Annotated in this window: 16 protein-coding genes; 11 read left to right on the top strand and 5 right to left on the bottom strand. The window is 33.5% G+C overall.

What is annotated here, in order from left to right; translation table 11 throughout:
- Positions 1–15: 15 nt before the first annotated feature.
- Complete coding sequence (locus ACJAZK_RS02765) at positions 16–2739, bottom strand: ice-binding family protein (protein WP_415222498.1); 2724 nt, start codon at positions 2737–2739, stop codon at positions 16–18.
- A 686-nt stretch (positions 2740–3425) separates the two neighbouring features.
- On the opposite strand from ACJAZK_RS02765, the gene ACJAZK_RS02760 reads away from it, so the two are divergent.
- From ACJAZK_RS02760 to ACJAZK_RS02750, 3 genes are read left to right on the top strand one after another with little or no spacing between them, the layout of a single operon-like run.
- Entirely contained in the window at positions 3426–4520 is a 1095-nt protein-coding gene (locus tag ACJAZK_RS02760) for an alkene reductase (RefSeq protein WP_415222497.1), read from the top strand.
- Positions 4521–4547: 27 nt separating this feature from the next.
- A complete protein-coding gene (locus ACJAZK_RS02755; protein WP_415222496.1) occupies positions 4548–4973 on the top strand; it encodes an OsmC family protein in 426 nt (141 codons plus the stop codon).
- A 2-nt stretch (positions 4974–4975) separates the two neighbouring features.
- Complete coding sequence (locus tag ACJAZK_RS02750) at positions 4976–6031, top strand: NAD(P)-dependent alcohol dehydrogenase (RefSeq protein ID WP_415222495.1); 1056 nt, start codon at positions 4976–4978, stop codon at positions 6029–6031.
- Positions 6032–6762: 731 nt separating this feature from the next.
- On the opposite strand, the gene ACJAZK_RS02745 is transcribed toward ACJAZK_RS02750, so the two are convergent.
- Entirely contained in the window at positions 6763–7350 is a 588-nt protein-coding gene (locus ACJAZK_RS02745; RefSeq protein WP_415222494.1) for a thiamine phosphate synthase, read from the bottom strand.
- Positions 7351–7376: 26 nt separating this feature from the next.
- Positions 7377–9404: an FAD-dependent oxidoreductase gene (locus ACJAZK_RS02740; protein ID WP_415222493.1), complete on the bottom strand. Its 2028-nt coding sequence runs from the start codon at positions 9402–9404 to the stop codon at positions 7377–7379.
- 428 nt (positions 9405–9832) lie between these two features.
- Between ACJAZK_RS02740 and ACJAZK_RS02735 the strand changes: the two genes are divergently transcribed.
- The 3 genes from ACJAZK_RS02735 (at position 9833) to ACJAZK_RS02725 (ending at position 11986) form a co-directional block, all read left to right on the top strand.
- Positions 9833–10213: a hypothetical protein gene (locus ACJAZK_RS02735; RefSeq protein WP_415222492.1), complete on the top strand. Its 381-nt coding sequence runs from the start codon at positions 9833–9835 to the stop codon at positions 10211–10213.
- 101 nt (positions 10214–10314) lie between these two features.
- Positions 10315–11052: an NAD(P)-dependent oxidoreductase gene (locus ACJAZK_RS02730; RefSeq protein ID WP_415222491.1), complete on the top strand. Its 738-nt coding sequence runs from the start codon at positions 10315–10317 to the stop codon at positions 11050–11052.
- 334 nt (positions 11053–11386) lie between these two features.
- A complete protein-coding gene (locus tag ACJAZK_RS02725) occupies positions 11387–11986 on the top strand; it encodes a DUF6642 family protein (protein ID WP_415222490.1) in 600 nt (199 codons plus the stop codon).
- Between the two features lie 304 nt (positions 11987–12290).
- Here the strand turns inward: ACJAZK_RS02725 and ACJAZK_RS02720 are convergent, their stop codons facing one another.
- Entirely contained in the window at positions 12291–12989 is a 699-nt protein-coding gene (locus ACJAZK_RS02720; RefSeq protein WP_415222489.1) for a LytR/AlgR family response regulator transcription factor, read from the bottom strand.
- Positions 12986–13780: a sensor histidine kinase gene (locus tag ACJAZK_RS02715; RefSeq protein WP_415222488.1), complete on the bottom strand. Its 795-nt coding sequence runs from the start codon at positions 13778–13780 to the stop codon at positions 12986–12988. Before ACJAZK_RS02715 ends, ACJAZK_RS02720 begins: the two co-directional genes overlap by 4 nt.
- Before the next feature lie 242 nt (positions 13781–14022).
- Here ACJAZK_RS02715 and ACJAZK_RS02710 point away from each other — a divergent pair, with 242 nt between their 5' ends.
- The 5 genes from ACJAZK_RS02710 to ACJAZK_RS02690 all read left to right on the top strand — a co-directional run bounded on the left by ACJAZK_RS02710 (position 14023) and on the right by ACJAZK_RS02690 (position 25059).
- Positions 14023–15930, top strand: coding sequence for an ankyrin repeat domain-containing protein (locus ACJAZK_RS02710; protein ID WP_415222487.1), 1908 nt, complete (start codon positions 14023–14025; stop codon positions 15928–15930).
- A 39-nt stretch (positions 15931–15969) separates the two neighbouring features.
- A complete protein-coding gene (locus tag ACJAZK_RS02705) occupies positions 15970–16857 on the top strand; it encodes an ABC transporter ATP-binding protein (RefSeq protein WP_415222486.1) in 888 nt (295 codons plus the stop codon).
- Between the two features lie 2 nt (positions 16858–16859).
- Entirely contained in the window at positions 16860–20177 is a 3318-nt protein-coding gene (locus ACJAZK_RS02700; protein ID WP_415222485.1) for a M1 family aminopeptidase, read from the top strand.
- A gap of 1262 nt (positions 20178–21439) precedes the next feature.
- Entirely contained in the window at positions 21440–21982 is a 543-nt protein-coding gene (locus ACJAZK_RS02695; RefSeq protein ID WP_415222484.1) for a pyridoxamine 5'-phosphate oxidase family protein, read from the top strand.
- 1028 nt (positions 21983–23010) lie between these two features.
- Positions 23011–25059 (top strand): ATP-binding protein, encoded by a 2049-nt coding sequence (locus ACJAZK_RS02690; protein ID WP_415222483.1) that lies wholly within the window; start codon positions 23011–23013, stop codon positions 25057–25059.
- Positions 25060–25073 lie beyond the last annotated feature (14 nt).

Here is a 25073-nt window from a genome sequence, read left to right as displayed (position 1 = left end):
CTAATGCATTATTATTTAGTTAATGATTATTTTCTTATTTTCTTTTCCTGTTGTAGTCTCAACGATCACAATATAAACTCCTGAAGCTAATTCGATTGGTAAGGAAATAGAGTGCTTATCTGGATTTATACTCCAAGTTTTTACTTGTTGTCCTAAATAGTTGAACAAACTAACATTCAGTATTTCTGTATCTACAATTCCACTTAATTGTAATTTAGAAATTGAATTATTCATATAAATTTGAATTCCGTCTAATGACGTTTCTTCTTCTATAATATTTAGACTTGGTTGAAACACAAGTAAAAAACGATCTTGATACTCACCAGCCTCAAGATTAATTGAAAATTCTTGGTTTGTAATATCATGTGTTTCACCTGTTAAATTGTCTTTAATATAGAGGTTAGTGTAGTCTTCAGCATTTTCCAACTCATCAACTTTAATACTTATGAGTCCGCCTTCTAATGTTCTAATTCCTAATGGGATTTCTTTATCAATACCAAAGTTATTCGTTGCTTGAATGACATATTTTTTATCGTTAAGAATCCAATACATATCATCATCAAAAACTTCGTACATTTCTGCGTCATAACCCCAATCTACAGCATCAGATGTGTTGCTATCGAGAGTGAGTAAAACTTGACGGTGACTTATTTTAGGTGCATCAAAACCAATTCTGAATTTTGGTCTAAGGTCATTGTTTGTGGTTGCTTCTGAAGTATTGGTTCTCATGAAAACAGAATTTCCAGAAGATTCCCTTGCGAAAACGCGCTGACTATTGTTAAATTGAATTTGTCCACCATCTGCATCACCTACAACAAAAAAGGCCTGACCTACGGGGATATACTGTTTTGGTGCTCCCTTTACAGATAGCCCTAAAGAGCTAACGCCTGCAACTGGTGGGTTAGAAGATGCTGAAACACCTCCACCTCTAGAATAGGTTCCATATCCTGCCTGATAATCTGCTAAAGTATGGGCATCTCCACCATAATGTTCCCAAAAATAAAGAGTTCCAGTCATTGAAGCGGTACCAGAAGATGATCCGTTGTCTTCAATAAATTTATCAGCATCTAAAGCCGACGGGTATGGATTTCCAAGCAAATAATCATTATTCGCACCTACCGGTAATTCTATAATTCCATTATTTGGTTTGCCAACAAAAGTATAATTTTGTTCTATAGCATTGGTATTAGAACCTTTCATAGTGTATCCTTGACCTATTTTTATTTCTGAGGTATTGCCTACACTCGCCCATGCGCTATAACCTAAGCCAGAATCTGCTAATTTATACATCCAATAGGTGCTTAGTTTAATTGGTGAACTTGTTGTCCCGTCAGCATAAGTATAATTAGTTCCAAAATTAATATTCATACTATTATTTGGGTCTGTACCATCTCTTAAAACTTCTCCAATGGTAAATGCCGTTTCTCTTGAGTTGACCGGCGAACTCCAATAATTGTACCTAAAGCTATTTTCTGTTCCTTGTTGGTCAATTTCTATAGTGCCAGTACTCGCCGCATCTAAAACACTTCCGATATCTTGTAATAATTGGGATTCTCCTTTTAACTGAATTTTACCGTTTAGGGTTAAAATAGTTGTAATTCGTAAGTTGTTGTTATTTATTGTTAATGAAGCACCACTTGGAATTTCAAGATTTGCAACAATACCACTATTGTCGGGCTGAGTGCTAATTACAGGATATATTGTTGTTACTAAGGGAATAATATTTATATAATTATTTAAATTAGTAGGGATGTCACAGGTCCAGTTTCCTGCATTATTCCAATCTGAACTAATTTCCCCTGTCCAATAATTTGTGAGTGGTCCGGTGTTAATGACCACGTTTATTGAAGTAGTAGTAAAACTACAACCACCTGTATTTGTGGTAACTGTAAACGTATAGGTGTTTGGATCTGCAGTTACCATTCCTGTTCCTGAAATACTTAACACGCTTGGCGTGAAGACATATGTATTGTTAGCGTCGTAGTCTGTAATCTGAAAACTTCCCGCTCCTGCTGCGCATGTTGGCTGTCTAATTGTGTCTACTCTTGGAATGCCATTGTTCATTATGGAGCCATAAACAGAAATGGCGCCAGTGGTAGAGAGCATTCTTCCGTCTATATTACCTCCTGAACCTATACCAACGGCTCCAGGGTTACTAATTAAATTACCACTAATGGTTGTTGAAGCTGCCATAGAGATTGCGCCGCCAGACAGCCAAAATATATTTGACGGTGAAGCGCAATTAATTAAAACGACTGTTGCTCCTGCTGCAGTTGAAAATGCGCCTCCTATTTTAAAGATAAATTGTGCGTTAGGATTTCCTTGTGCATCTAAGGTTAGAGTCCCATCTAAAGATGCTGCAGCTGCTTGAGAATAAACCCCTGGATATAGCGTTTCTCCATTACCAAAAACGGGAATATGAACAGCTGTGGTTGTTGTATTATTTATTTGAACAACAGCAGCATTTAAATCCAAGTCTGCTTGGGCAGTAATACTATTCGTATTATGAATATTTCCGTTTACAATTGAAAGACCTCCAAAACCAGTTATGGCACCATCATCTGAACCAATATCTCCTGTAATATTTGTAGTCGCCGTGTTTGATACGGCTCCTATAGAGGTGTAAATGCTGAAACTCTCAATAGATCCAAGATCAATTTGTGAAAAAGCACTATTAATTCCGAAGAATAATAGAATATTTAAAGAAATACGTGATAAGAATTTTGTTTTGGACATCATGTGATTGTGTTTATTTTGATTCATATTCGTGTTTTCCTATGCATCGAAAGTTGTTTCAATTTTAGGTAGGTTGTGGGCAAGGTGGTGACACTTGAAGTTAAAAAGTGTTAATAAAATGTTAAATCCGTTGAAATACATGCATTTAATCGATTTAATCAGTAATTCAACGATAATATTTGTATTTCTAAAAAAAAAAACAGGTTAATTGTTCTTTTGTAGAAGTATATTAATTAAGGTAGCCGAGATTTTATTTAGATTCCATAGCCAATCAATTTTATAATTAAAGACACTATTTAAAATATATCTTATTCTATTTTGAAATTGATTTAGGTAAATACCTAAAGCTTATGATTTCGTTCTTTATTTTTTTGACAAAAGTCCTTATAAGATGTTAATAAATTAAAAAGTTAGTTAGGATAACTACTACACTAGATTCTAAACTTACGAGCATCTCTTCAGCGACGGCGAGGCCATGAGATTCGTAAATATCTTTTTATAAGAAATGAATAATTGACCAATAAAATAAAGTGTAACGGCATTAAACTTTTATGATTAAACAAAGATGACTGTCTAGAAAATAGAAATAGACTTAGCTATACGTTAAATATATATTAATTGATATCGATCAACGATAATTGGTTCTGCAGTTCTGTAAATTTGTTTATTAATATTTTATAAAATAAAACATGAGTAAGCAATATTTATTAACAACATATAACAAAAATATTAACCTAAATAACAGAGTCGTTATGGCGCCTATGACACGCAGCAGGGCAGATAATGAAGGTCGTGTGCCAACTGATGATTTACAAGGCTTGTATTACGAGCAACGTGCATCAGCGGGTTTAATTATTACTGAAGGTTCGCAAGTATCTGCTGATGCTGTGGGTTACATTAATACTCCTGGTATTTATTCAGATGAGCAATTAGAAGGTTGGAAAAACGTAACTAAGCGCGTTCATGATAAAGGAGGAAAAATCTTTATTCAATTATGGCATGTAGGACGTATGTCTCATCCTGATTTTCATAATGGAGCATTACCGCTTTCAGCTTCGGCTATCAATCCAAACGATAAATCATATACTCCAGAAGGGTTTAAAGACACTGTTACGCCCAAAGAAATGACCATTGAAGATATCAAAACTGCGGTTAGAGATTTTAGAAATGCAGCCGCAAATTCAGTAAAAGCAGGTTTTGATGGCGTAGAAATACATTCCTCTAATGGCTATTTATTTCATCAGTTCTTTAATGGAACGTCTAATAAAAGGACGGATAATTATGGCGGGAGTATTGAAAACAAAGCCCGTTTCTTTTTTGAAGTTCTAGATGCCATTAAAGAAGTTATTCCGCAGGAAAAAATTGGCGCACGTTTTAATCCTTCATTACATGGTTTATTTGGTATGACTATGGATGAAGATACCATCCCAACGTTTGAATACATCATTAAAAAACTAAATGATTATAATTTAGCATACGTACATCTTTCTGAACCCTTTACAGATGTTTCAGAAATACCTTATGCTGTGTCAGAAATTGCCAAGCATTTCCGACCTTTATATAATGGAACATTAATGATCAACACAGATTTTGATCAAGACAAAGGAAATAAAATAATTGAAGAAGGTCATGCAGATTTAGTAGCTTACGGTAAGCTGTATATCTCTAATCCAGATTTAGTAGAGCGTTTGGAAAATAACTTAGACTTAGCAGAATGGGATGGAGATACGTTTTATACAACAGGAGCAAAAGGGTATACAGATTATCCAAAAGCTTCTAAATAAATAATTTAATTTTAAAATACATAGTTTATGAAATTTACAAGAAAAGCAAACGCCGAATGGAAAGGCAGTGGAAAAGAGGGACAAGGAAACCTAACTACTGGAAGTAAAGTTCTTAACAAGACACAATATTCGTTTCACACAAGGTTTGAAGATGGAGAGAAAGGAACCAACCCTGAGGAATTAATTGGTGCAGCTCATGCCGGTTGTTTTGCCATGCAATTAAGCTTCTTATTAAACGAAGCTGATTTCACAGCAACAACTTTAGATGCAGATGCTACGGTTACTTTTGAAGATGGAGCTATTGTCAAAATTAGCTTAAATTTAGAAGGAGATGTGCCTAATATTGATGCAGAACAATTTCAGCAAATAGCACAGAAAGCTAAAGAAGTATGTCCTATATCTAAATTATTACAAACGGAAATTGAATTAATAGTCACTTTAAAAAACGTATAATAATGGCAATTACGACAATAAAAGCATATGGTGCAACAGCATCAACAGAGGTTTTAAAACCTTTAGATATACAAAGAAGAGCCGTAGGTGCAGACGACGTAAAAATTGATATTACCTATTGTGGTGTGTGTCACAGTGATATACATACCGTAAGAAATGACTGGAAAGGATCAACGTATCCAGTAGTACCTGGACACGAAATTATTGGTCGTGTTGTTGAAGTTGGTAATGGTGTTAATACTTATAAAGTAGGCGATTTAGTAGGTGTAGGTTGTATGGTAGACTCTTGCCAAACCTGCTCTTCTTGTGAACAAGACTTGGAGCAATTTTGTGAAAAAGGAGCCACATTTACGTATAACAGTCCAAATAAACATATGGAAGGTACACAAACGTATGGAGGTTATTCAACATCAGTAGTTGTAGATGAAAAATTTGTACTACGCATCCCAGAAAACTTAGACGAAGCAGCAACAGCACCTTTATTATGTGCAGGAGTTACGACTTGGTCACCACTAAATCACTGGAAAGTGAAAAAAGGAGATAAAGTAGGCGTGATAGGTTTAGGAGGTTTAGGCCATATGGGAGTTAAATTTGCGAATGCTTTAGGGGCGCATGTGGTCATGATAACAACATCACCAGAAAAAGGAAAAGATGCAAAACGGTTAGGTGCTCATGAAGTTTTAGTATCAAAGGATCAGGACGATATGAAAAAACACCAAGGTAGTTTTGATTTTATTTTAAACACGATTCCTGTAGGTCATGAAATGGATCCCTATTTAGGATTGCTTAAAATTGATGCAACAATGGTTTTAGTTGGTGCAGTAGAGCCTTTGAAACCATTTCACGGAGGAAGTGTCATTATGGGGCGTAAGCGTATTGCTGGTTCTCTAATTGGTGGTATTAAAGAAACACAGGAGATGTTAGATTTTTGTGGAGAACATAATATTACTAGTGATATTGAGCTTATAGATATGCAAGATATAAATATAGCTTATGAGCGTGTTACAAATAATGATGTTAAATACAGATTTGTAATTGATATGAAATCGCTTAAATAAAATAGTCTTTCGTAAATTATTTAAAAACAGCATCTAAAGTAATTTTAGATGCTGTTTTTTGTTTGAGTAAACCAAAGTGTTATTCGAGATATCAAAACTTTAAAAAGCTATCCAACGCTACAATACAAAACGTTTAATAGTTTAATGGTTCTAAGTTCTCAATAGTCTTTAATAGACTAATGTATATGGGATATTGAACACACTGTTCACAAGTGAAAGTATCGTGTGGATGGTTTGGCTATTTTTCACAATACTGCATGGTAGTTGTTGTACCACCAGTCATTTGTCAAGTATCTAAATAGTATCTAACTACAATAGGGCAGACGTCAGTTTTGTTCAAACATACACCATCTTATTTAACTTCTTATGCTGATTTATAGTGCCCATTAGTGATTAATTGGGTTTGAAAATGAGATGTGATTTCTCGACCTTGTGCAGTTATTTTTAATGTCTTTTTTCTTCTGAAATATTCTTCATCCGTAATTGTACCAATTCAGGACCAGATGAACATGTTTTTTGAATATTTTACAAGTGCTCTTTTGGAGAATTTCCTTAAGTTACGTCATGCAGCTTAGATGTAATCATGTTTTATTACTGCTCTACATAGTGGTTGTTATATTTAGGATGCGAATTGTAAGATCAAGTCAACCTCTGGAACGTATTCAAGGGTATTATTAATATAATGTCGCAACATGTACAGCGCGACTGTTTGTTGTTTATCTCTGATCTCTTTATTTAAAATGAGCAATCATTAATTTAAAAACCTCTACAGGTGTATCACTATGCCAAACACCTCCTAAAACACCAACGCCTTTATAGCCTAAGGTATCAAAGGCTTTTAAATTATTAGCAGTAACACCACCCATGCCTACAATAGTTTTATCAATATGAGATACATCAAAACCACGACCTTCTTCGCCTTTTTTTGAAATGGATGAAAATACAGGACTTAGCAAATGATAATCAAACTCAAAATAACAATCCTCCAAATCTTTAGGTTCATGAAATGAAGAGCTTATTGTTTTGCCGAACATATCAAGACCTTTAAAATATTGACCAGGATTATCTATATGATCTATTCTATTTTGTTCTTGAAAATGAATCCCTCTTAATTTGAATTCGTTTATTAATTCATGATGATAATGAACGACTATTTTATTGTGATACTGTTCCTCTATTTGATTTAAATACTCACAATGTGCTTTATAGTTTTTATAAGGTTTTCTCAAATGGAAATGCTCTAAACCTGCTTCAAATAGTTGTGTGAGTAGATCAATTTCTTTAGGGAGGTCATCTTCGGGCGCTATTACAATAATCACGGAGTCTTTGTTTTAATTACCAAACATTAAATGTTAGCAGCCAGTCTACAGGCTTGATTAATAGCTAGTTTTGCATCTAATTCAGTAGCAACATCTGCACCACCAATAACATGAACTTTTACGCCCTCAGCTTCTAATGGCTCTAGTAATTCTTTAAGTGGCAACTGACCGGCACAAATAATAATGTTATCTACCTCTAACACTCTTTTCTCTTCATTTTGAATATAATGTAAGCCAATATCATCAATTTTTGTATACTGAACGCTATTGATAAATTGGACTTTTTTCTTTTTCAATGTAGAACGATGAATCCAACCCGTAGTTTTACCTAAGTTACCACCAAATTTACCTTTGCTGCGCTTAAACATAAAAATCTCTCTTGGTGATGGATGAACTTCTGCGGTTACACCTTCAATTCCACTTCTAGCGCTCATTGTTTTATCAATTCCCCATTCTTTTAACCAAGCATCAATATTTAATGAGGTACTGTCACCTTCATGTGTTAAATATTCTGAAACATCGAAACCTATTCCGCCTGCTCCGATCACTGCAACGCGTTTCCCAACGGGTTTTCTAAATTTTAAAACATCAATATAGTCTAATACTTTAGGGTGATCAATACCTTCAATTTTTAAGGTTCTTGGTTTGATTCCGGTCGCTAATATAACTTCATCAAAATTACCAATTTTTAAATCTTCACTAGTGACTCGCATATTTAATTTTACAGTGACTTGATGTAATTCTAGTTGTTTATTAAAATAACGTATCGTTTCATAAAATTCTTCTTTCCCCGGAATTTGCTTCGCCATATTGAATTGTCCTCCTGTTTCCTGGTCGGAATCAAAAAGGGTAACGTCATGTCCTCGTTGTGCCGCGATGGTTGACGCAGCTAATCCTGCAGGTCCCGCGCCTACAACAGCAATTCTTTTCTTTATTTTTGTTGGAAGATAATTTAGTTCAGTTTCATGACATGCTCTTGGGTTTACTAAGCAACTTGCTACTTTCTGTTCAAAGACGTGATCTAAACACGCTTGATTACAGCCAATACATGTGTTTATTTCGTCTGATCTATTTGCTTCTGCTTTATTCACCCATTCAGAATCTGCTAAAAATGGTCGTGCCATTGAGATCAGGTCTGCATGACCTTCTGCCAATATTTTTTCAGCTGTTTCTGGCATATTTATTCTATTTGAAGTCACTAACGGAATCGAAAGTTCTTCTTTCATTTTTTTTGTTACCCAAGTAAATGCAGCTCTTGGTACTGACGTTGCGATGGTTGGTATTCGTGCTTCGTGCCAACCAATTCCTGTGTTTATAATAGTGGCACCAGCTTTTTCAATTTTTTTACCTAAGGCAACTACTTCTTGCCAAGTACTTCCTTTTTCTACTAAATCTAACATGGATAAACGATAGATGATGATAAACTCGGTTCCAACCGCTTCACGAGTTTGCTTTACTAATGCAATAGGTAAACGCATTCGATTCTCATAGCTTCCGCCATAATTATCAGTGCGCGTATTTGTTCTTTCTGCAATAAATTGATTAATCAAATACCCTTCAGAACCCATAATTTCTACACCATCATAGCCCGCTAATTTTGCTAGTTTAGCAGAATTTACAAAATCACGAATGGTACGTTTGATACCTGATTGTTTTAGTTCAAATGGTTTAAAGGGGCTAATTGGTGATTTTATGGCCGAAGGTGCCACCGCAAGCGGATGATAGCCGTATCGTCCTGCGTGTAAAATTTGCATGCATATTTTACCACCTTCTTTATGCACTGCATCTGTAATTAGCTTATGGTGCCTTGCGTGTTTTTTTGTACTCATTCTTGCGGAAAAAGGACCTGTCCAACCTTGTGCATTAGGTGCAATACCACCAGAAATAATTAAACCAACGCCACCTTTTGCGCGTTCTGCATAATAGGTTGCTATTTTTTCTAAGCCATTTTTTTCTTCTTCTAGTCCTGTATGCATGGAACCCATTAAGATTCTGTTTTTAAGCGTTGTAAACCCTAAATCTAATGGTTCGAAAATATGTTTATACTTGGTCATTTTTTTTTACGTTTTCTTCACTTTTATTAATCGAGCATACCATTGGGTAAGTTACATTTTTTTCGGAATGAAAAAAGCCGAAAAGTGGTAGTTTTTTTGAGTTTTGCTTGCAGCATTGCGATGTAGCAGCTGTTAAAAGGCCAACAATCTTAAGGTGATGCCAAATTGATTTTTTTAAAAACCGAATGAGAACCTTAATTAATTACGTACAATTCACTGAGTGTTATTGGCTAACGGCTTATTTTTTAAAGCCAAACACCAATACAGACGTTCTTAAATAGGCACTTGATTTACCAGCAGACTTTGAGCCAAACAAAGATTATGGCTATACAAATGCAAATTATTTATTGCTTTCTAGAATCATTGAGAATGTGGTGGTTTATAGCCGTTAGCAATATTTCAAGGAGGAAATTTTAATACGACTTGGAATGCACAATACTTTCGGTTCACTTAGTGAGGTAAATCTAGACGATGTTATGAGTGGTTACTATGTTGGTATTGAAGATGATTTCAAGACGGAGAATCAAGGCATGTTAGCTACAGCAGAAGATGTTGGTACATTCTTAAGAGCTTTAAACGAGGGGTCATTGCTTAACGAAAAAGAAATGGAAATCTACAGGTCTATTTATGAGTTTAATCATGGGGGATTGGTTCCTGGTTATCAATGCATGGCTGAGTACCATAAAGATATTGATGCGGTCGTCATTCTATTCATGAATACAACCGATTTTGAAGGCTACCAATGGAATTTGTTACAAATAACACATACACGTATTGTTAACATGGTACGCAAAGCAAAGGGTCTGTAAAACAGAAATAAAAATGTTAACTTTTAACTACATTAAAAAGTGAAACAATTGTAGTAATATATCGTCTTTAAGGTATATCAATCAATCAACCAAAAATCAGTATGACCATTTTAGTAGTAGGCGCAAGTGGAGCAACAGGTAGTCAATTAGTAGAGCAACTTCTAATTCAAAAACATAAAGTAAAAGTTATTGTAAGATCACCAGTAAAGTTACCAGAAGCTTGGAATACCAATGATAATCTTCAAATAATCTCTGCGAGCCTATTAGAATTAAGTGATCACGAGATGAGTGTTATTGTAAGCGATTGTAAAGCTGTTGCTTCTTGTCTTGGCCATAATATGACTTTTAAAGGTATTTACAGACAACCAAGACAATTGGTCACAGATGCGACGCGACGTTTATGCAATGCCATAAAATCAAAGAATCTTCAAAATCCAATAAAGTTTGTTTTAATGAACACCACAGGAAATCGTAATCGCGACTTAAACGAATCCATTTCTTTTGCTCAAAAATGTGTCATTGGTTTGCTTCGTTTACTATTGCCACCTCATGTAGATAATGAAAAAGCTGCAGATTATTTACGTACACAAATTGGTCAAAATAATAATTCAATTGAATGGGTTGCAGTTAGACCAGATGGCTTAATTAATGAGGATGAAGTTACCAATTATGAAATACATAAGTCACCAACAAGAAGTGCCATTTTTAATGCTGGCAAAGTGAGTCGTATAAATGTAGGCCACTTTATGGCTAGTTTAATCAATGATGACAACTTATGGACGACATGGAAAGGACAAATGCCAGTAATCTACAGCAAATTGTGGGTAGATAAAGCGTGAATTTTTCATCTAAATCCATCGCAAATACCTTAGCTAATGTTTTCTGCGGAAATATTATAAGGTTTGAGATTGAGCAATTGATAACGATTAAGAGGTATTGAAGCTATAACTGATATGCATGATAATTTAATCTAAATTTTATATTTGGTTTTCAATGAGTCAAAACTATCTAATAAAAAAATTGATACTTCTACAAGCTTCGCACAGCGCATAATAACTGATTATAGCTTTTAAAATAGTATATAATCACTCAATATTTTATATAAAATCGCTAAAAAAAAATAAAAGAGTTACATTAATTTTGTGTTTCATAACTTTGCATAAAATTTAAAATTTGTTAGAGAAAAGACAACAATTACCCCAAGAACAACTTATCGATGCAGATTATTTTATTTACTGTTTGGAAGCGGTTCATGATATAGAAACAGACGAGGTTACCGAAGCACAAAAAAGTCTAGAACAATTGACCATGCAATATGGAGTAGCCAGTATTTATAAAACATGCGACACCATTGAAGGTCTAGAAACTAGCTTAAATGCATTGGTCTTAGAGGATCATAATTTTATAGACTATGAAATAATCTACTTGGTTATAGAAGGTGAAGCAAATAGTATTTGTTTAAATGACTACTACTATAGTCTACAAGAAATAGCAGAACTATTTGAAGGACGATTACAAGGCAAGATTTTACATTTTTCAAATGCAAAAGTTCTAGATTTAGACGAAGAAGAAGCACAATATTTTTTAGATATTACTGGTGCAAAAGGGCTGTCTGGGTATGGTAATAAATGTAACGGAATAACAAGCTCAAATCTTGATAAAGCATTCTTTAATTTATTTAAAGATGACGAGAATATGTTAGATGTTGTAGAAGCGTTGCATCAAAGACATTACAACCTCTGTACATTATTAGATTTTAGATTGTATTATTAATTTAAAAATGTACTATAATGTTCTGCGTTATGTAACTTGAGCTTTACTCATGCATTTCTATTTTATTTTTTTGTATTTGTGAACATTCGATGTGGTTAAAAACTAAAGCTGTTACTACAGTTTCTTGAAAAAATTTAATCCCAAAAGTTTCTTTACCATATTAATGATATCATACTTTACGAGAGATGCATGAACTCCTTTAAAAAACAATACAAACCTTGTGAATACACACTTTTTATGAAATGACGTAGGAGGGAAGTGTAATATGTGTGAAATAGTATTTAATAATTACTATTGAAAGTATCTAGTTCAAAATCTTAATAAGATTGGCTTTATATAATTTACCAATTGGAATTGTATAGTCTTCAATGTATATTCTATTTCCATCAATTCTATTAATATGTTTTGTAGCAATTGCAAAAGATTTGTGAACTTGAAGAAACTTCTCTTTTGGGAGTATTTCTAAAGTAGTAGATATTTTTTCTCTTATAGTAATTGTATCAAGTGTAGTGACAACTTTTGTGTAATTTCCAGAAGCTTCAATATATAATATGGTATTTACATCAACTTGTATATGACTGTTATTCTGTTTTAAAAACAGCTGATTTGTTAATGCTTGTTCATTTTCGACACGCACTTGTTTTAATTTTGGAGTAGAAGCAGATACTTTATTTACAGCACTTAGAAAGCGTTCAAAACTAAAGGGTTTTAATAAATAGTCTACAACATTAAGCTCATAACCTTCAATTGCAAACTCATTATAAGCCGTTGTTACAATAACTTTTGGAGGAGACGCTAAGGTTTTTAAAAACTCAAAACCTTTTAACTTAGGCATGTTTAGATCTAAAAAAATAAGATCTACAGGTTGTTTATTCAAGTAGTCTAAAGCTTCAATAGCATCATAGCAATCTGCCATAAACTTCATGTTTGGTAGCATTTCACTATACCCTTTTATGATATCGTGAGCAATATGTTCATCATCTATAATAAGGTACTTGATCATAATTTTCTAATATTCAATTGAGCTTTATAAACAGTATCCGTTTTTGTTATGGTTAAAGTATGACTTTTTGGATAAACCAATTCTAATCTCCGTTTTAAGTTATTCATACCAATACCTCCTTGTTCATTAGTAATGGTAGTATCAAAATTGTTTTCTATATCAAAATTCACTTGATTGTTTCTCACTTTCATATTGATATGAACATATGCATTGTTCCTCAAATTTTCTACACCATGCTTAAAAGCATTTTCTAAAAGGATGATAAAAAGAAGTGGCATTATTTGAAAATCGTTACCTTCTATATCTACCTTAAATTTTACATCTATAATTTTATGGTAGCGCATTTTATGTAACTCAATATAGTTTTGTAAATACGTGATTTCCTCAGAAATTAACACCGTTTCTTTTTGCCCTTCATAGATACTGTAACGCATCATATCTGATAGTTTCAAAATAAGCTCTTGTGCTTTTTTAGAATCTTTATCTACCAAACCATAAAGGTTATTAAGCATATTAAAAAAGAAGTGAGGATTTACCTGACTTTTTAAGTGCATGAGTTCTGTTTGAGCCTTTTCATTTTTTAATCGAATAATCGATTTGATTTGTTTAAATAACCAATATGAAATTGTGATAAATATAACTATGAAATAAAATGCAATAAACTCTACAAATCCTTCTAGTTTTCCAAAAGTATCATTAAAAATAACGATGATAATACCAATAAAGACTATCGCTATTTTATAAATGCGCTTTATGATTTTCTTTTTTTTATCAGATATTTTATAATTCATATGTCAATATTAATTAAATAAATCACTTGAGACAAATAAGTTGATAAACAATCTTTGGAGAGGGATAAACGTCCATTGAGTCGTTATATAATGCTCTTATAACATTTAACCGTATGTGTGTCACTCGCTAACTGCTATATATCCCAAATCTTTTTTAGACAGGCAAGTACTTGATACTTTTGTCTCTATCAATCAAAAAAATGAACAGTTTAAAACTCATTAACCATTTAAAACCTATCAAAATGCCACAACTAATTAATTTTATGTGTTCATTTATAACACTATTTGTTATTAATTCAAACATCTCTGCACAAGAACTAAGTCCAAACAAAAAAAACAATATATCTATTAAAGGGAAATGGGAAGGAAATCTAGTTGTTAATGAGAATAAGTCCATAGGAATCCTATGGAACTTCAATACATCTAATAAAGGTCAACTTATTGGGCATATGGGTCCAGCTTCTAAAGGAGCTGCAACAATTCCTATGCAAGATCTTAAGGTTACCGAAACGACTCTTAGTTTCTCTATTCATTCTCAGGGCAGTTTTTTAGGTTTAATTTCAGAAACGGGAATAAAAGGCACTTGGAGTTCGCAAAGCGGCAAGCAATTGCTGCTTTATATGGCCAGAGAATTAACACAGGAACAGCTAAGCAAACGTTTTACCAAATCATCGAATGGCGATAAAATTAACATTCAACAAGAGATCGCCCTTGGAAATGTGCAAGCTGTTAAAACGTTTTTGTCTAATGGTAATGCAATAGATTCCCTTTATGGAGAAGGACAAACTTTGCTTATTTACGCCATTAAAAAAGACAGAACATATAAAGTGGCGAAGTATTTACTTGAAAATGGTGCTAATCCTAATTTAGTAACTGATGGTTTAACGCCATTGATGTATGCCGTAGCCTATCAAAATCATACGATGATCAAGGAGCTTATCACTCATAAGGCTGATGTGAATTTTATGAGCGTTGAAAAGCAATCAGCGATTGTATTTGCCATTAAAGGAAGGGACGCAGAAGCACTTCAATTATTAATGGATAATGGTGCCGATTCTAGCATAAAAATTCGAGATGATTATTCCGTTATCGATTTGGCGAAGGAAGAGAACATTAAAGAGCTACTGAAAGTTCTTAATGTTCCGTACCAAGGCGTTAGCGATGGCCCTCATGTAATGCAATCTGTAACAGGACGTACTGCAATTTGGGTATATAAAGGAGAAACGCACGCCCAAGAGATTAATTCTAAAGATTCTCAAAGTATTGAATACAATGGTGTAAAAGCAACACTTTGGAATAACACTCCCAAGGAAGTTAAACAACTAGTGTACAATGGAAATTTCAAAATTGGAGCTGTAAGCGATATTCACGGTCAATATGACACATTTATTAAACTCCTAAAAAATAATGGTGTTATCGATAATCAGGAGAAATGGAGCTTTGGAAACGGGCATTTTGTGGTTGCAGGAGATATATTTGATAGAGGTCCACAGGTTACCGAAGTCTTATGGTTTTTATATGATTTAGAAAAGCAAGCAGAAGAAAAAGGCGGAAAGTTGCATGTGCTACTTGGAAATCATGATGTGATGGTACTTAATGGGAATCTGCGTTCAGTACATCCAAAATACACAGAAATTGGTAAGATTTTAGAAAAACCTTTCAATACACTTTTTAATAAAGGCACTGTTCTAGGAGATTGGTTACGCACCCGTCCAGTCTTAGTTAAAGTGAATAACATTCTATTTACACACGGCGGATTACATCCTGATCTAGTAACGAAAGGTTTATCTATAGAAGACATAAATAATGAATTCAAATTACAATTGGTAGCAAGTGAAATGGCTGATAAACGAAATGAACTTGGAGACTTTCTTCACAGAGATAACGGACCAATATACTATAGAGGTTACTTTCAGGGTGAACTGGCCACCGATGAGCAAATCGATGCATTGTTAACGCATTTCAAGATTTCAACTATTGTCGTTGGTCATACCACGCACAGGCAAATTGAGATGCACTATGACGGTCGCGTAATAGTTATAGATGCCAATATGAAAAGTGGAAATGCTGGTGAAATTCTTTTCTGGGAGTCTGGAGAGTTTGTTCGTGGAACCCTTACTGGAGAAAAATTGGAACTCGATATAAAATAATCAATCAACAAACAGTTAAAACCATTAAAAACGAACCTTATGAAACTCATTATAGATAATCTATCAAAGACATACTCAAATGGTATTAAAGCTTTACAAAGTATTTCATTAGAAATACCAACAGGTATGTTTGGTTTACTAGGGCCAAATGGCGCTGGGAAATCGACACTTATGAGAACCCTATCGACATTACAAGAAGCTGACAGTGGATCTGTTTTTCTTGGAGACATAGATGTGTTAAAACAAAAAAATGAGTTGCGACAGGTCTTAGGATATTTACCACAGCAATTTGGTTTATATCCTAAAATATCTGCGGAAGTATTGCTAAATCATTTCGCAGTATTAAAGGGAATCTCTAATAAAAGCGAGCGTCAAGAATTAGTGAAAGCACTGTTACAAAAAACCAACTTATATGAAGTGCGACAACAAAACCTTAAAGGCTATTCTGGTGGAATGAAGCAACGTTTCGGCATTGCCCAGGCTTTATTGAATAATCCTAAACTACTTATTGTAGATGAACCAACTGCAGGATTAGATCCTGTAGAGCGGAATCGATTTTATAATGTGTTAAGCGAATTAGGAGAACACACAGTAGTGATACTATCTACGCATATTGTAGATGATGTTAAAGAACTTTGTACTAATATGGCTATTATCAATCAAGGTCAAGTTTGTTTAAAAGGAAATCCATTACAAATAATTGAAGACTTAAAAGGTAAGGTCTATAAAAAAACAATTGAAAAGCCCGAATTAAACTTTTACAAACAAAACTACCAGGTCATCAGTGAAAAATTATTTCTTGGAAAGCCATCCATTCACATTTTAAGCGATACGAATCCAGGAGATGGTTTCACTAGTGTTAATGCTAGTTTAGAAGATGTGTATTTCTCACAAATATTTAGCAATACAAACCATAAATCAAATTAGTCATGTGGTATAATATTTTTAAGTTCGAAATACAATATCGAATTAAGCGACCAGACACGTATGTTTTCTTTTTGTTTCTTTTTCTCTTTTCTATTGTTGGTGTAGATTTTATTTTTCAAGGTGCCGATTTTGGAGTTATGAATAAAAATTCGCCATTTGTTATTGCAAAAACAATGGGAGCAATCACTGGCATATTTATGATTTTAGCCTCCATGATTATGGGGGTTTCTGTATTAAGAGATTTTGAGTATGAAATTGAATCGCTTATTTTTTCTACAACAATCAAGAAAAAAGATTATTTATTGGGTCGGTTTTTAGGCTCGTTTACAGTGTTGCTATTAGTGTTTTCTGGTGTGTTATTCGGAATGATGTTAGGTGAATGTATGCCCTGGCATAACCCAAACGATTTATTAGATTTTAATGCACTAGTTTATGTAGAGACTTTTTTAATAGTAACCTTACCAACCTTATTTTTTGGAGCATCTTTATTTTTTGTTACTGGCGCATTAAGTAGAAATCTAGTTGTGGTATATACACAAGGCGTTATTTTGTTTGTGGTATTTATGTTAACCAAAGCTATTACCAACGAGTTTTGGCAAGCCATTTTGGACCCGTTTTCATTAACAACAACAACTTTTGTTACAAAGTCTTGGTCAGCTCTAGAAAAGGGGACACAAAGCATTCCGTTTTTTGGAGGAGCATTGATGTATAACAAATTGTTTTGGGCCTCTCTTGGTGTACTTGCCTTGTTATATGGCTATAAAAAGTTTAATTTTAATGTGGTTAAAAACAGGCCGTCTAAAAGAAAAAAAGTACAAGTTTCAAATATTCAATCTCTTAGTGACGCTAGTGCGATAAGGATACCAGATGCTAAAAAACAATATGGTATGCTTTCAAAATGGACACAATTAAAGGAGTTTTCTTGGTTTTACTTTTTAAGTATTTGCAAGCAACCCTCATTTTGGGCCATCGTAATTTGTGGAATGATTATCATTCTTATTAATTCTGTAAACCTTGGAACTGTTTATGGAGTCGATAGTTATCCTGCAACCTATTTTATTGTTGAAGAGCTACAAGAAACATCACTCTACTTTTTCATCATCATCTTGGTGTTTTATTCTGGCGAATTGGTTTGGAAAGAACGAGGCGCAAAATTGAACTTGATTTATGACGCCACACCAATGTCGAGTTTTATAAATCTCGCAGGTAAATATATTGGGCTCAATCTTATTTATGTCGCGTTAATGCTCGCTTTGATTAGTTCTGGTATTATTTTCCAGACCCTAAATGGCTATTATAAATACGAATTTTCGGTATATTTCTCCGGGTTCTTTTTTGAAATATTACCGTCTTTGGCATTACTCACTTTTGTAGCATTCTTTGTTCAAGCGTTGGTAAACCACAAGTTTGTGGGTATTATGGTGGTCATTATTTTATTTATTTCGACCATTACCTTGGGTGTATTTGGGTTCGATCACGATTTGTATTTTTTTGGTGGACGTTCTCTAGGAACCTATTCTGATATGAATGGCTATGGCCACTTTTTGAAGCCCTATTTATTCGTTAAATCCTATTGGTTTCTCTTTGGTTCACTATTGCTTATAGTAGGATCATTTTTTATGGTAAGAGGCACAGAAACCAATTTTATAAAGCGTCTAAAAACCGCTAAACAAAGAATCAGTAAACCACTCTTTATATTTGGGAGTGTGATTACTATGCTATTTATTTTACTTGGGAGTTTCATTTTTTACAACACGAATGTTTTAAACAAGTACTGGACTAATTCTGAAACAACAGCATTTAGAGTTGGCTATGAAAAAGCATTAAAGAAATTTGAATATATAGCACAACCAAAAATTGTTAGTGTTCATTTAAATGTTGAGTTGTATCCATCATCAAGAGATTATTCTGCGGAAGGCTATTACATTTTAAAAAACACAAATGAAGCTACTATTAATGAGGTGCATATTCAAAAAATAATAGAAGACAATGTTGTTATAAACGATGTTTCTTTTGATGGTGGAGCTACAATAAATAACGAATACAGTACATATTATTATACCATTTACAAACTAAAAACCCCTTTAAAACAGGGTGATTCTATTAAAATGAGTTTCAAACAAACGTATACAACTAAAGGATTCCTGGCATCAGGGTCTAACACGGCTATTGTAGAAAACGGAACTTTTTTCAATAACGAAAACTTTCCAACTTTAGGATATACTAAAAAGTATGAGCTTCAAGATAAAGAGAAACGTATAGAATTTCAATTAGCTAAAAGAAAAAATAGAGCTAATAGAGAAGAGGTGAATGAACTGCAAAATGCAAGATCTGGTGGTGATGCTGATGGTATTAATTTTGAGATGGTCATTGGGACGGAAATAGACCAAACAGCGATAGCTCCAGGGGACTTAATAAAACAATGGACGGAGAATAACCGCAGTTATTATCATTATAAAATGAAGCAGCCTATCCTTAACTTTTATGCGATGGTTTCAGCGCGATATGAAGTGAAAAAAGACACATGGATTTCAAAATCCGATGCTATCTCAAAGCAAGTAGCTCTAGAAATTTACTATCATAAAGGTCATGAGTATAACATAGATAGAATGATGAGCTCTATGAAAGTGTCTTTAGATTATTACAGTACGCATTTTAGTCCCTACCAATATGAACAGTTGCGTATCATGGAGTTTCCACGGTATGCACAATTTGCACAATCATTTCCGGGAACTGTTCCATTCTCGGAGTCTATAGGCTTTGTTTTACATATTGATGATGAAACAGATGTAGATATGGCATTTTATGTGACTGCACACGAAATTGCACACCAATGGTTTGGTATGCAAGTAGCCGCAGCAAATGTAAAAGGGCGACATCTTATTTTAGAGACACTCTCTCAATATGCAGCAATGATGGTTTTAAAAGCGCACTATCCAAAAGAAAAGGTGCAGCAATTTTTAGAGTTGCAATTAGAGAAATACGAAGAAGGCAAACGCAGAGAATCTGGAGTAGAACCCACGCTAGCATTAGTAGATAATCAAGACTATATTTATTATGCAAAAGGTGCGATAAATATGTTTGCCTTACAAGAGGCGATAGGCGAAGACCAAGTGAATCTTGCTTTAAAGCACTTTCTTGAAGATTGGAACACGTTAGACGGGAAGCTTAAAACCAAAACCAACAACTATGCAACCAGTAAAGAGTTGCTTGGTTATTTTAGAGATGTGACGCCAAAACATCTTCAATATATCATCACCGAACTTTTTGAATCTGTTGTTGATTCAAAAACTAATCAAGACACTATTTTAAAGAATTGATTGAGAATCAATTTTTGAAATACAGATAATGAAACATTAAAAAGAAGATTAATTGAAATACTAAATAGAACAAGTGCATAGATTATTTAAAATCGATTATCCAGTGGATAATTGGTTTTAAATATAATTCCTTTAAAAATTTATGCTCTTGTGGCAATCCACGAGAAATGCGAAGCATTCATAAACACCTCTAAAACAATATTAAAAACGTGAGTAATCGTCTAAATTTTTTTATGACGTACATTTTATCGCATACGCGAATTTTGAACAAACCTAAAAGGGTAGCTTTTTTAGGTACTTCGACAAGGTTAGCATAAACGATGGCAGGCCATGGTTCTCCCGATTTTACGACAGTACAGGCGCCACGGCAAATTATAGGACATACAGCACAATCTTCGAGTAAGACCAAATACAATAGTTTAAGGACTCACAGACGGCTTATAAATGCGCCAGACGATATATTCTGGGGATATTTTACACGAGTTTAAATAATTTATCCTGAGGATGAATTGTTGAAAGCTGCGAGACGATGCGGCTGAGGGAATTATAGCTTATTATTTATACTAAACATAGGTCGTAAAATGGGTGTTACATAATCCCGAAAAGATGCTATTCGCTATTTTACTCATTATTCATAAATGTTTTATAATGTGCTGCGTGGCGCCTGTCCTGAGCTTGCTTGTGCTGAGCTTGTCGAAATATCGAAGGGTAACTTGAGCTTAGGTGAAAAGCGTTGCTTAGATACTAATCTTCTTTGGTTTTTTTCTCAAAAGTTTCTTTAAAAATGTGAATGAAACCAATTGCGGTTTACGAGCCTTTATTAATTAAATAGGAGCGGGAGAGTAAACACGATTTATAGTGTTGGCTGCCTAGCCCGCCCTAGTTTTTTCTCCGGAGGTGGGGAGTAAGGGTGGAAGTAACGCGTGTGGAGTGGAATAAACTTAGCAGAATTTTAAATTATTAATTACCACTCTTCTAAGTGATTATGCGTTTAATACTCCTTTAGGAAAGTATGAAGCTAAGTTTGTGAAAGTGAAGCCCAACGTTAGTTTAGTAAAAAAATGATCTCCCTTTTTAAAAAATAAATTTAATAACCTTAATTTTACTAAAAATCCATGTTTACGTCTTTTTCTACTTGAAGATGAAAAGATTATAAGCCTACAATGATGATTTATTAGTTCAACTTAATATTAAAATTCATCTCAAGTACAAACATTTTTAAGCCATTTTAATATACATTAGTTTTAACTAAACCAATAAAATTGAAAAATCAATTCCTAGAAGAAGCCAAACGAGAACTTGTTAATGGGCATTCAAAAAAACGACATCCGTTTCGTTATTTCGTCTTGGCTACCAATGAAAATGGGAAACCAATGCAGCGTACAGTAGTATTGCGAAAAACCCTGTTGGACTTAAGTTTAGTATTTTATACCGACAACAGAACCCAGAAAATAAAGGATATTCAAAATAATCCTGAATGTAGCGCCTTATTTTATAATCCTAAAAAACTACTGCAGATACGGGTGGAAGGAAAGGCAGAATTAATAACAGATGAAGGACAAATTGCAACCTACTGGCATACTATTCAAGAGTCGTCTAAAAAAGATTACACCACTAATATCGCTCCTGGTACACCAATAAAAAATCCAGATAATGTTGATTACAACCCAAAGGAAAATCATTTTTGTCCTGTAAAACTGATACCTAATACCATTGAATATTTACAATTAAAGCGCCCTAATCATTTAAGAATTTTATTTTCTAGAATTGATACCGATTGGTCTGGTGAATTTTTGGTTCCTTGATTTACTCAATTATAAGACAGATAAAACTAATTTTATATCTTTTTACAACTACAATATTGTTTCTTTAATAAAAAAACCTTCTACTCATTTAGTAATTCTAAAGCGCCTTCTATTTCACTATCTTTTGCGTCTTCAAGATCTAAAGTTGATAAAAATGGTACGCGATTTTCTTCATTTTCAAGACCAATTCCAATAATAAGCTTTGGCAGCGGATATTTTACACTATTATAAACTAATGATCCTGTGGATGATTAGTTTTTGATACAAAATACCAATCACTGAGAAATACGAAAGTATTTATGAACATGTCTAAAACAATTTTTAATGACGTGAATAATCGCTGATATGAAAACTAATGGGAGGCTGTAAAGACTATTTAAAATTTCAGAAGTAATATAATTTAGTCGTTGTCACAATTTGCTTGTACATAATTACTAACGATATAAACCTAAAGGCATTATATCTGCAATTATGTCAAATAGCGTTAAAAAGCGCTATTACGCAAATTGTTGTAAAATGTACTATAATTTATATTATGTAAAATAGAAATATATGGTAAATCATTTGATCTTCGATGTGGTATTACCTATTCCATATTATACGCTTGCAACATAGGATTCCTTTTGTCTTATAAATAACGCCCTCTTTAGATGCCCTTGAGATTACAACCCAAACTAATTCTATTCGTATACTATCTATTGGGCTTTTCATAATTCCGAACGATTAAAATTTTAGATACAGAAAAACAAATAATCTATTTGAATTAAAACATGAACCAAAAGCCAAAATCATCTAATAGCACTACCGCTAACCGTCCATATTCTATTATCTCTTAAACCGGCGTTATAGCCCTATATAGTTGTAGTTGAGATCGCTGCGGATGTAAATATAAATAAAAAAAGCACTATAAACCCACTTAAGATGTTCCCTGTAAAAAATTATAAAGTCATAGACATATCAAATAAAGACACTATAATTTCTTTTATTCTTTACTATTATGTCTATATTGGACTCAGTTTATTTGAACTATGAGAGTACAACTGCAAGCAATAATTTCTCTAACGAATAATTGGTTGCTAAACAAGCAACGCTTAAAGTGGATGTGTTGTTTTATTGTAATAGCGCTTTCTATACACCATTCGTTTGGTCAAGAGCAACTCAAAGAGGACGATATTATAAATCTTCAGAACGCTATTATTACAGAAACAACAGAAATACCGCTGGATTCTGGTTGGTCATTCTATTGGAAGCAACTCATCGCCCCAGGTCATTTTAAAGAAGAGATACCTCATAAAGTCGTTACACTGGATAATTGGACAAAGTTCAACATTCCTGAGACCGAAAACCCACCCTCATTTGGCTATGCTACGTACCGGTTAAATATTTCTATTCCCAAAGAAAGAGCACACATTTCATTATACATTCCAAGAATATATGCAACATCTAAAATATGGGTGAATGGCACGTTTATATCCGAAACTGGTCATGTTGGTATTACTAAAGCAGAGACGTTACATAGACGCTTTTCTCAGATTATTCCCCTAAATACTGATGAAATTGAATTTGAAATTGTTATTCAGGTTGCAAATTTTTACCATAGTAAAGGTGGCATTATTGGACCAATACTTTTAGGATCCAGCCAAAAGCTTCACAATACAAAATCTAAGCAAATCATTGCGGATATGATTTTTATTGGATGTTTAGGTTTTATTGGGTTTTTCTTTTTAGTCTTCTTTTTACTGTATTGGAATAAAGATAAAGCAGTGCTATACTTTGCTGTGCTCTGTATATCTTTATCTTATATGGCATTGAGTGATAGATATGCGCCTTTGGCAGTCATTTTTGAATCCACAAGTTGGATTCTATTAACAAAAATTGAGTATTTGTCCTTATTTTTATCTGGGATTGCTGCCACCTTATTTTTCCAGAATATTTTCTTTGATTTTATTCACAAGGCCTATTCAAAAATTGCGAATTATGGTTTTTATGTACTCGCCTTGCTCGTTATTTTTATGCCTGCTCCCTATTTCACCAAATTACTTCTACCCTTCTTAATCTTAATGCTACTTAATTTACTTTATATGACGTTCATACTTGTAAAAGCTATTTTTGGTAAACGGCACGATTCTATTTTACTATTAGTAAGTATGGTGCTCGGTTTAATTATTTTTTATATTCATATTTTCTTTTTTTTAGGTGGAAATAGTAACGCTATAGTCTACGTGAATTTTGGTTATATCGTCGTATTTTTAATCCTTTCTACACTGTTAATGACGCGGTTTTCTAATTCATTTAAAGAACTTGAACAGTCAAGAAAGTTGGCACTTCAACAACAAAATGAGCTGTTTTTAAAGACCAATCAACTGTCTAACGCCAATCTTGTACTTAACGAAAACCTAAGAGTTTTAAAAAATAACAATACTGAATTAGATAATTTTAACCACATTGTTTCTCACGACTTAAAATCACCATTAGTTGGGGTGCATAGCTTAGTTTCTTTTATAGAAGAGGATCTTAAAACCACTTTAAATGAAAACACAAAATCCCATTTAAAACTATTGAAAAATAGGGTTTCAAAAATGAACTCCCTAATAGATGGTCTCTTAATATACTCTAAAATAGCCAAAGGAAAAAAGGACAAAAAGCTCTTTAGTCTCAATAAATTACTGAGTGACGTCATAAGCGGAATTAATGTATTAGATCAAAACACCATAAATCTGCCCAACCAGAATTTAGAGATTTATGCTAACAAAATTGAACTGTATCACGTGTTTCAAAACCTCATTAGTAACGCTATTACACATAATGATAAGGACCATATAATTATTAATATATCAGTGTCTAAGCTTCCCACTGAATATGTGTTTTCTGTGAGCGATAACGGTCCTGGTATTGACGAGAAATATCACACTAAAATTTTTGAAATGTTTAGTCAATTAAAGGTAAATGACGCTAATCAAAGTAGTGGTATTGGACTCGCCATTGTAAATAAAATAGTATCTGAAAATAAAGGTGCCATTTCAGTAGAATCAGAAAAAAATTTAGGATTAAAAATAAGTTTCTCTTGGCCATTTTAGGCACTACGAAAAGC

The organism is Psychroserpens sp., assembly GCF_047633235.1.
GTDB lineage: Bacteria > Bacteroidota > Bacteroidia > Flavobacteriales > Flavobacteriaceae > Psychroserpens.
Note: the sequence above shows the minus strand (reverse complement) of the source record. Positions and strands in the feature narration are given on the sequence as shown.

Bases quoted from the DNA above. Each gene is read 5' to 3' on its own strand.
- ACJAZK_RS02765 (WP_415222498.1), bottom strand. From the start codon at position 2,739: ATGATGTCCAAAACAAAATTCTTATCACGTATTTCTTTAAATATTCTA.
- ACJAZK_RS02750 (WP_415222495.1), top strand. From the start codon at position 4,976: ATGGCAATTACGACAATAAAAGCATATGGTGCAACAGCATCAACAGAG.
- ACJAZK_RS02710 (WP_415222487.1), top strand. From the start codon at position 14,023: ATGCCACAACTAATTAATTTTATGTGTTCATTTATAACACTATTTGTT.
- ACJAZK_RS02740 (WP_415222493.1), bottom strand. From the start codon at position 9,404: ATGACCAAGTATAAACATATTTTCGAACCATTAGATTTAGGGTTTACA.
- ACJAZK_RS02735 (WP_415222492.1), top strand. From the start codon at position 9,833: ATGCACAATACTTTCGGTTCACTTAGTGAGGTAAATCTAGACGATGTT.
- ACJAZK_RS02755 (WP_415222496.1), top strand. From the start codon at position 4,548: ATGAAATTTACAAGAAAAGCAAACGCCGAATGGAAAGGCAGTGGAAAA.
- ACJAZK_RS02705 (WP_415222486.1), top strand. From the start codon at position 15,970: ATGAAACTCATTATAGATAATCTATCAAAGACATACTCAAATGGTATT.
- ACJAZK_RS02700 (WP_415222485.1), top strand. From the start codon at position 16,860: ATGTGGTATAATATTTTTAAGTTCGAAATACAATATCGAATTAAGCGA.
- ACJAZK_RS02730 (WP_415222491.1), top strand. From the start codon at position 10,315: ATGACCATTTTAGTAGTAGGCGCAAGTGGAGCAACAGGTAGTCAATTA.
- ACJAZK_RS02715 (WP_415222488.1), bottom strand. From the start codon at position 13,780: ATGAATTATAAAATATCTGATAAAAAAAAGAAAATCATAAAGCGCATT.
- ACJAZK_RS02690 (WP_415222483.1), top strand. From the start codon at position 23,011: ATGAGAGTACAACTGCAAGCAATAATTTCTCTAACGAATAATTGGTTG.
- ACJAZK_RS02760 (WP_415222497.1), top strand. From the start codon at position 3,426: ATGAGTAAGCAATATTTATTAACAACATATAACAAAAATATTAACCTA.
- ACJAZK_RS02720 (WP_415222489.1), bottom strand. From the start codon at position 12,989: ATGATCAAGTACCTTATTATAGATGATGAACATATTGCTCACGATATC.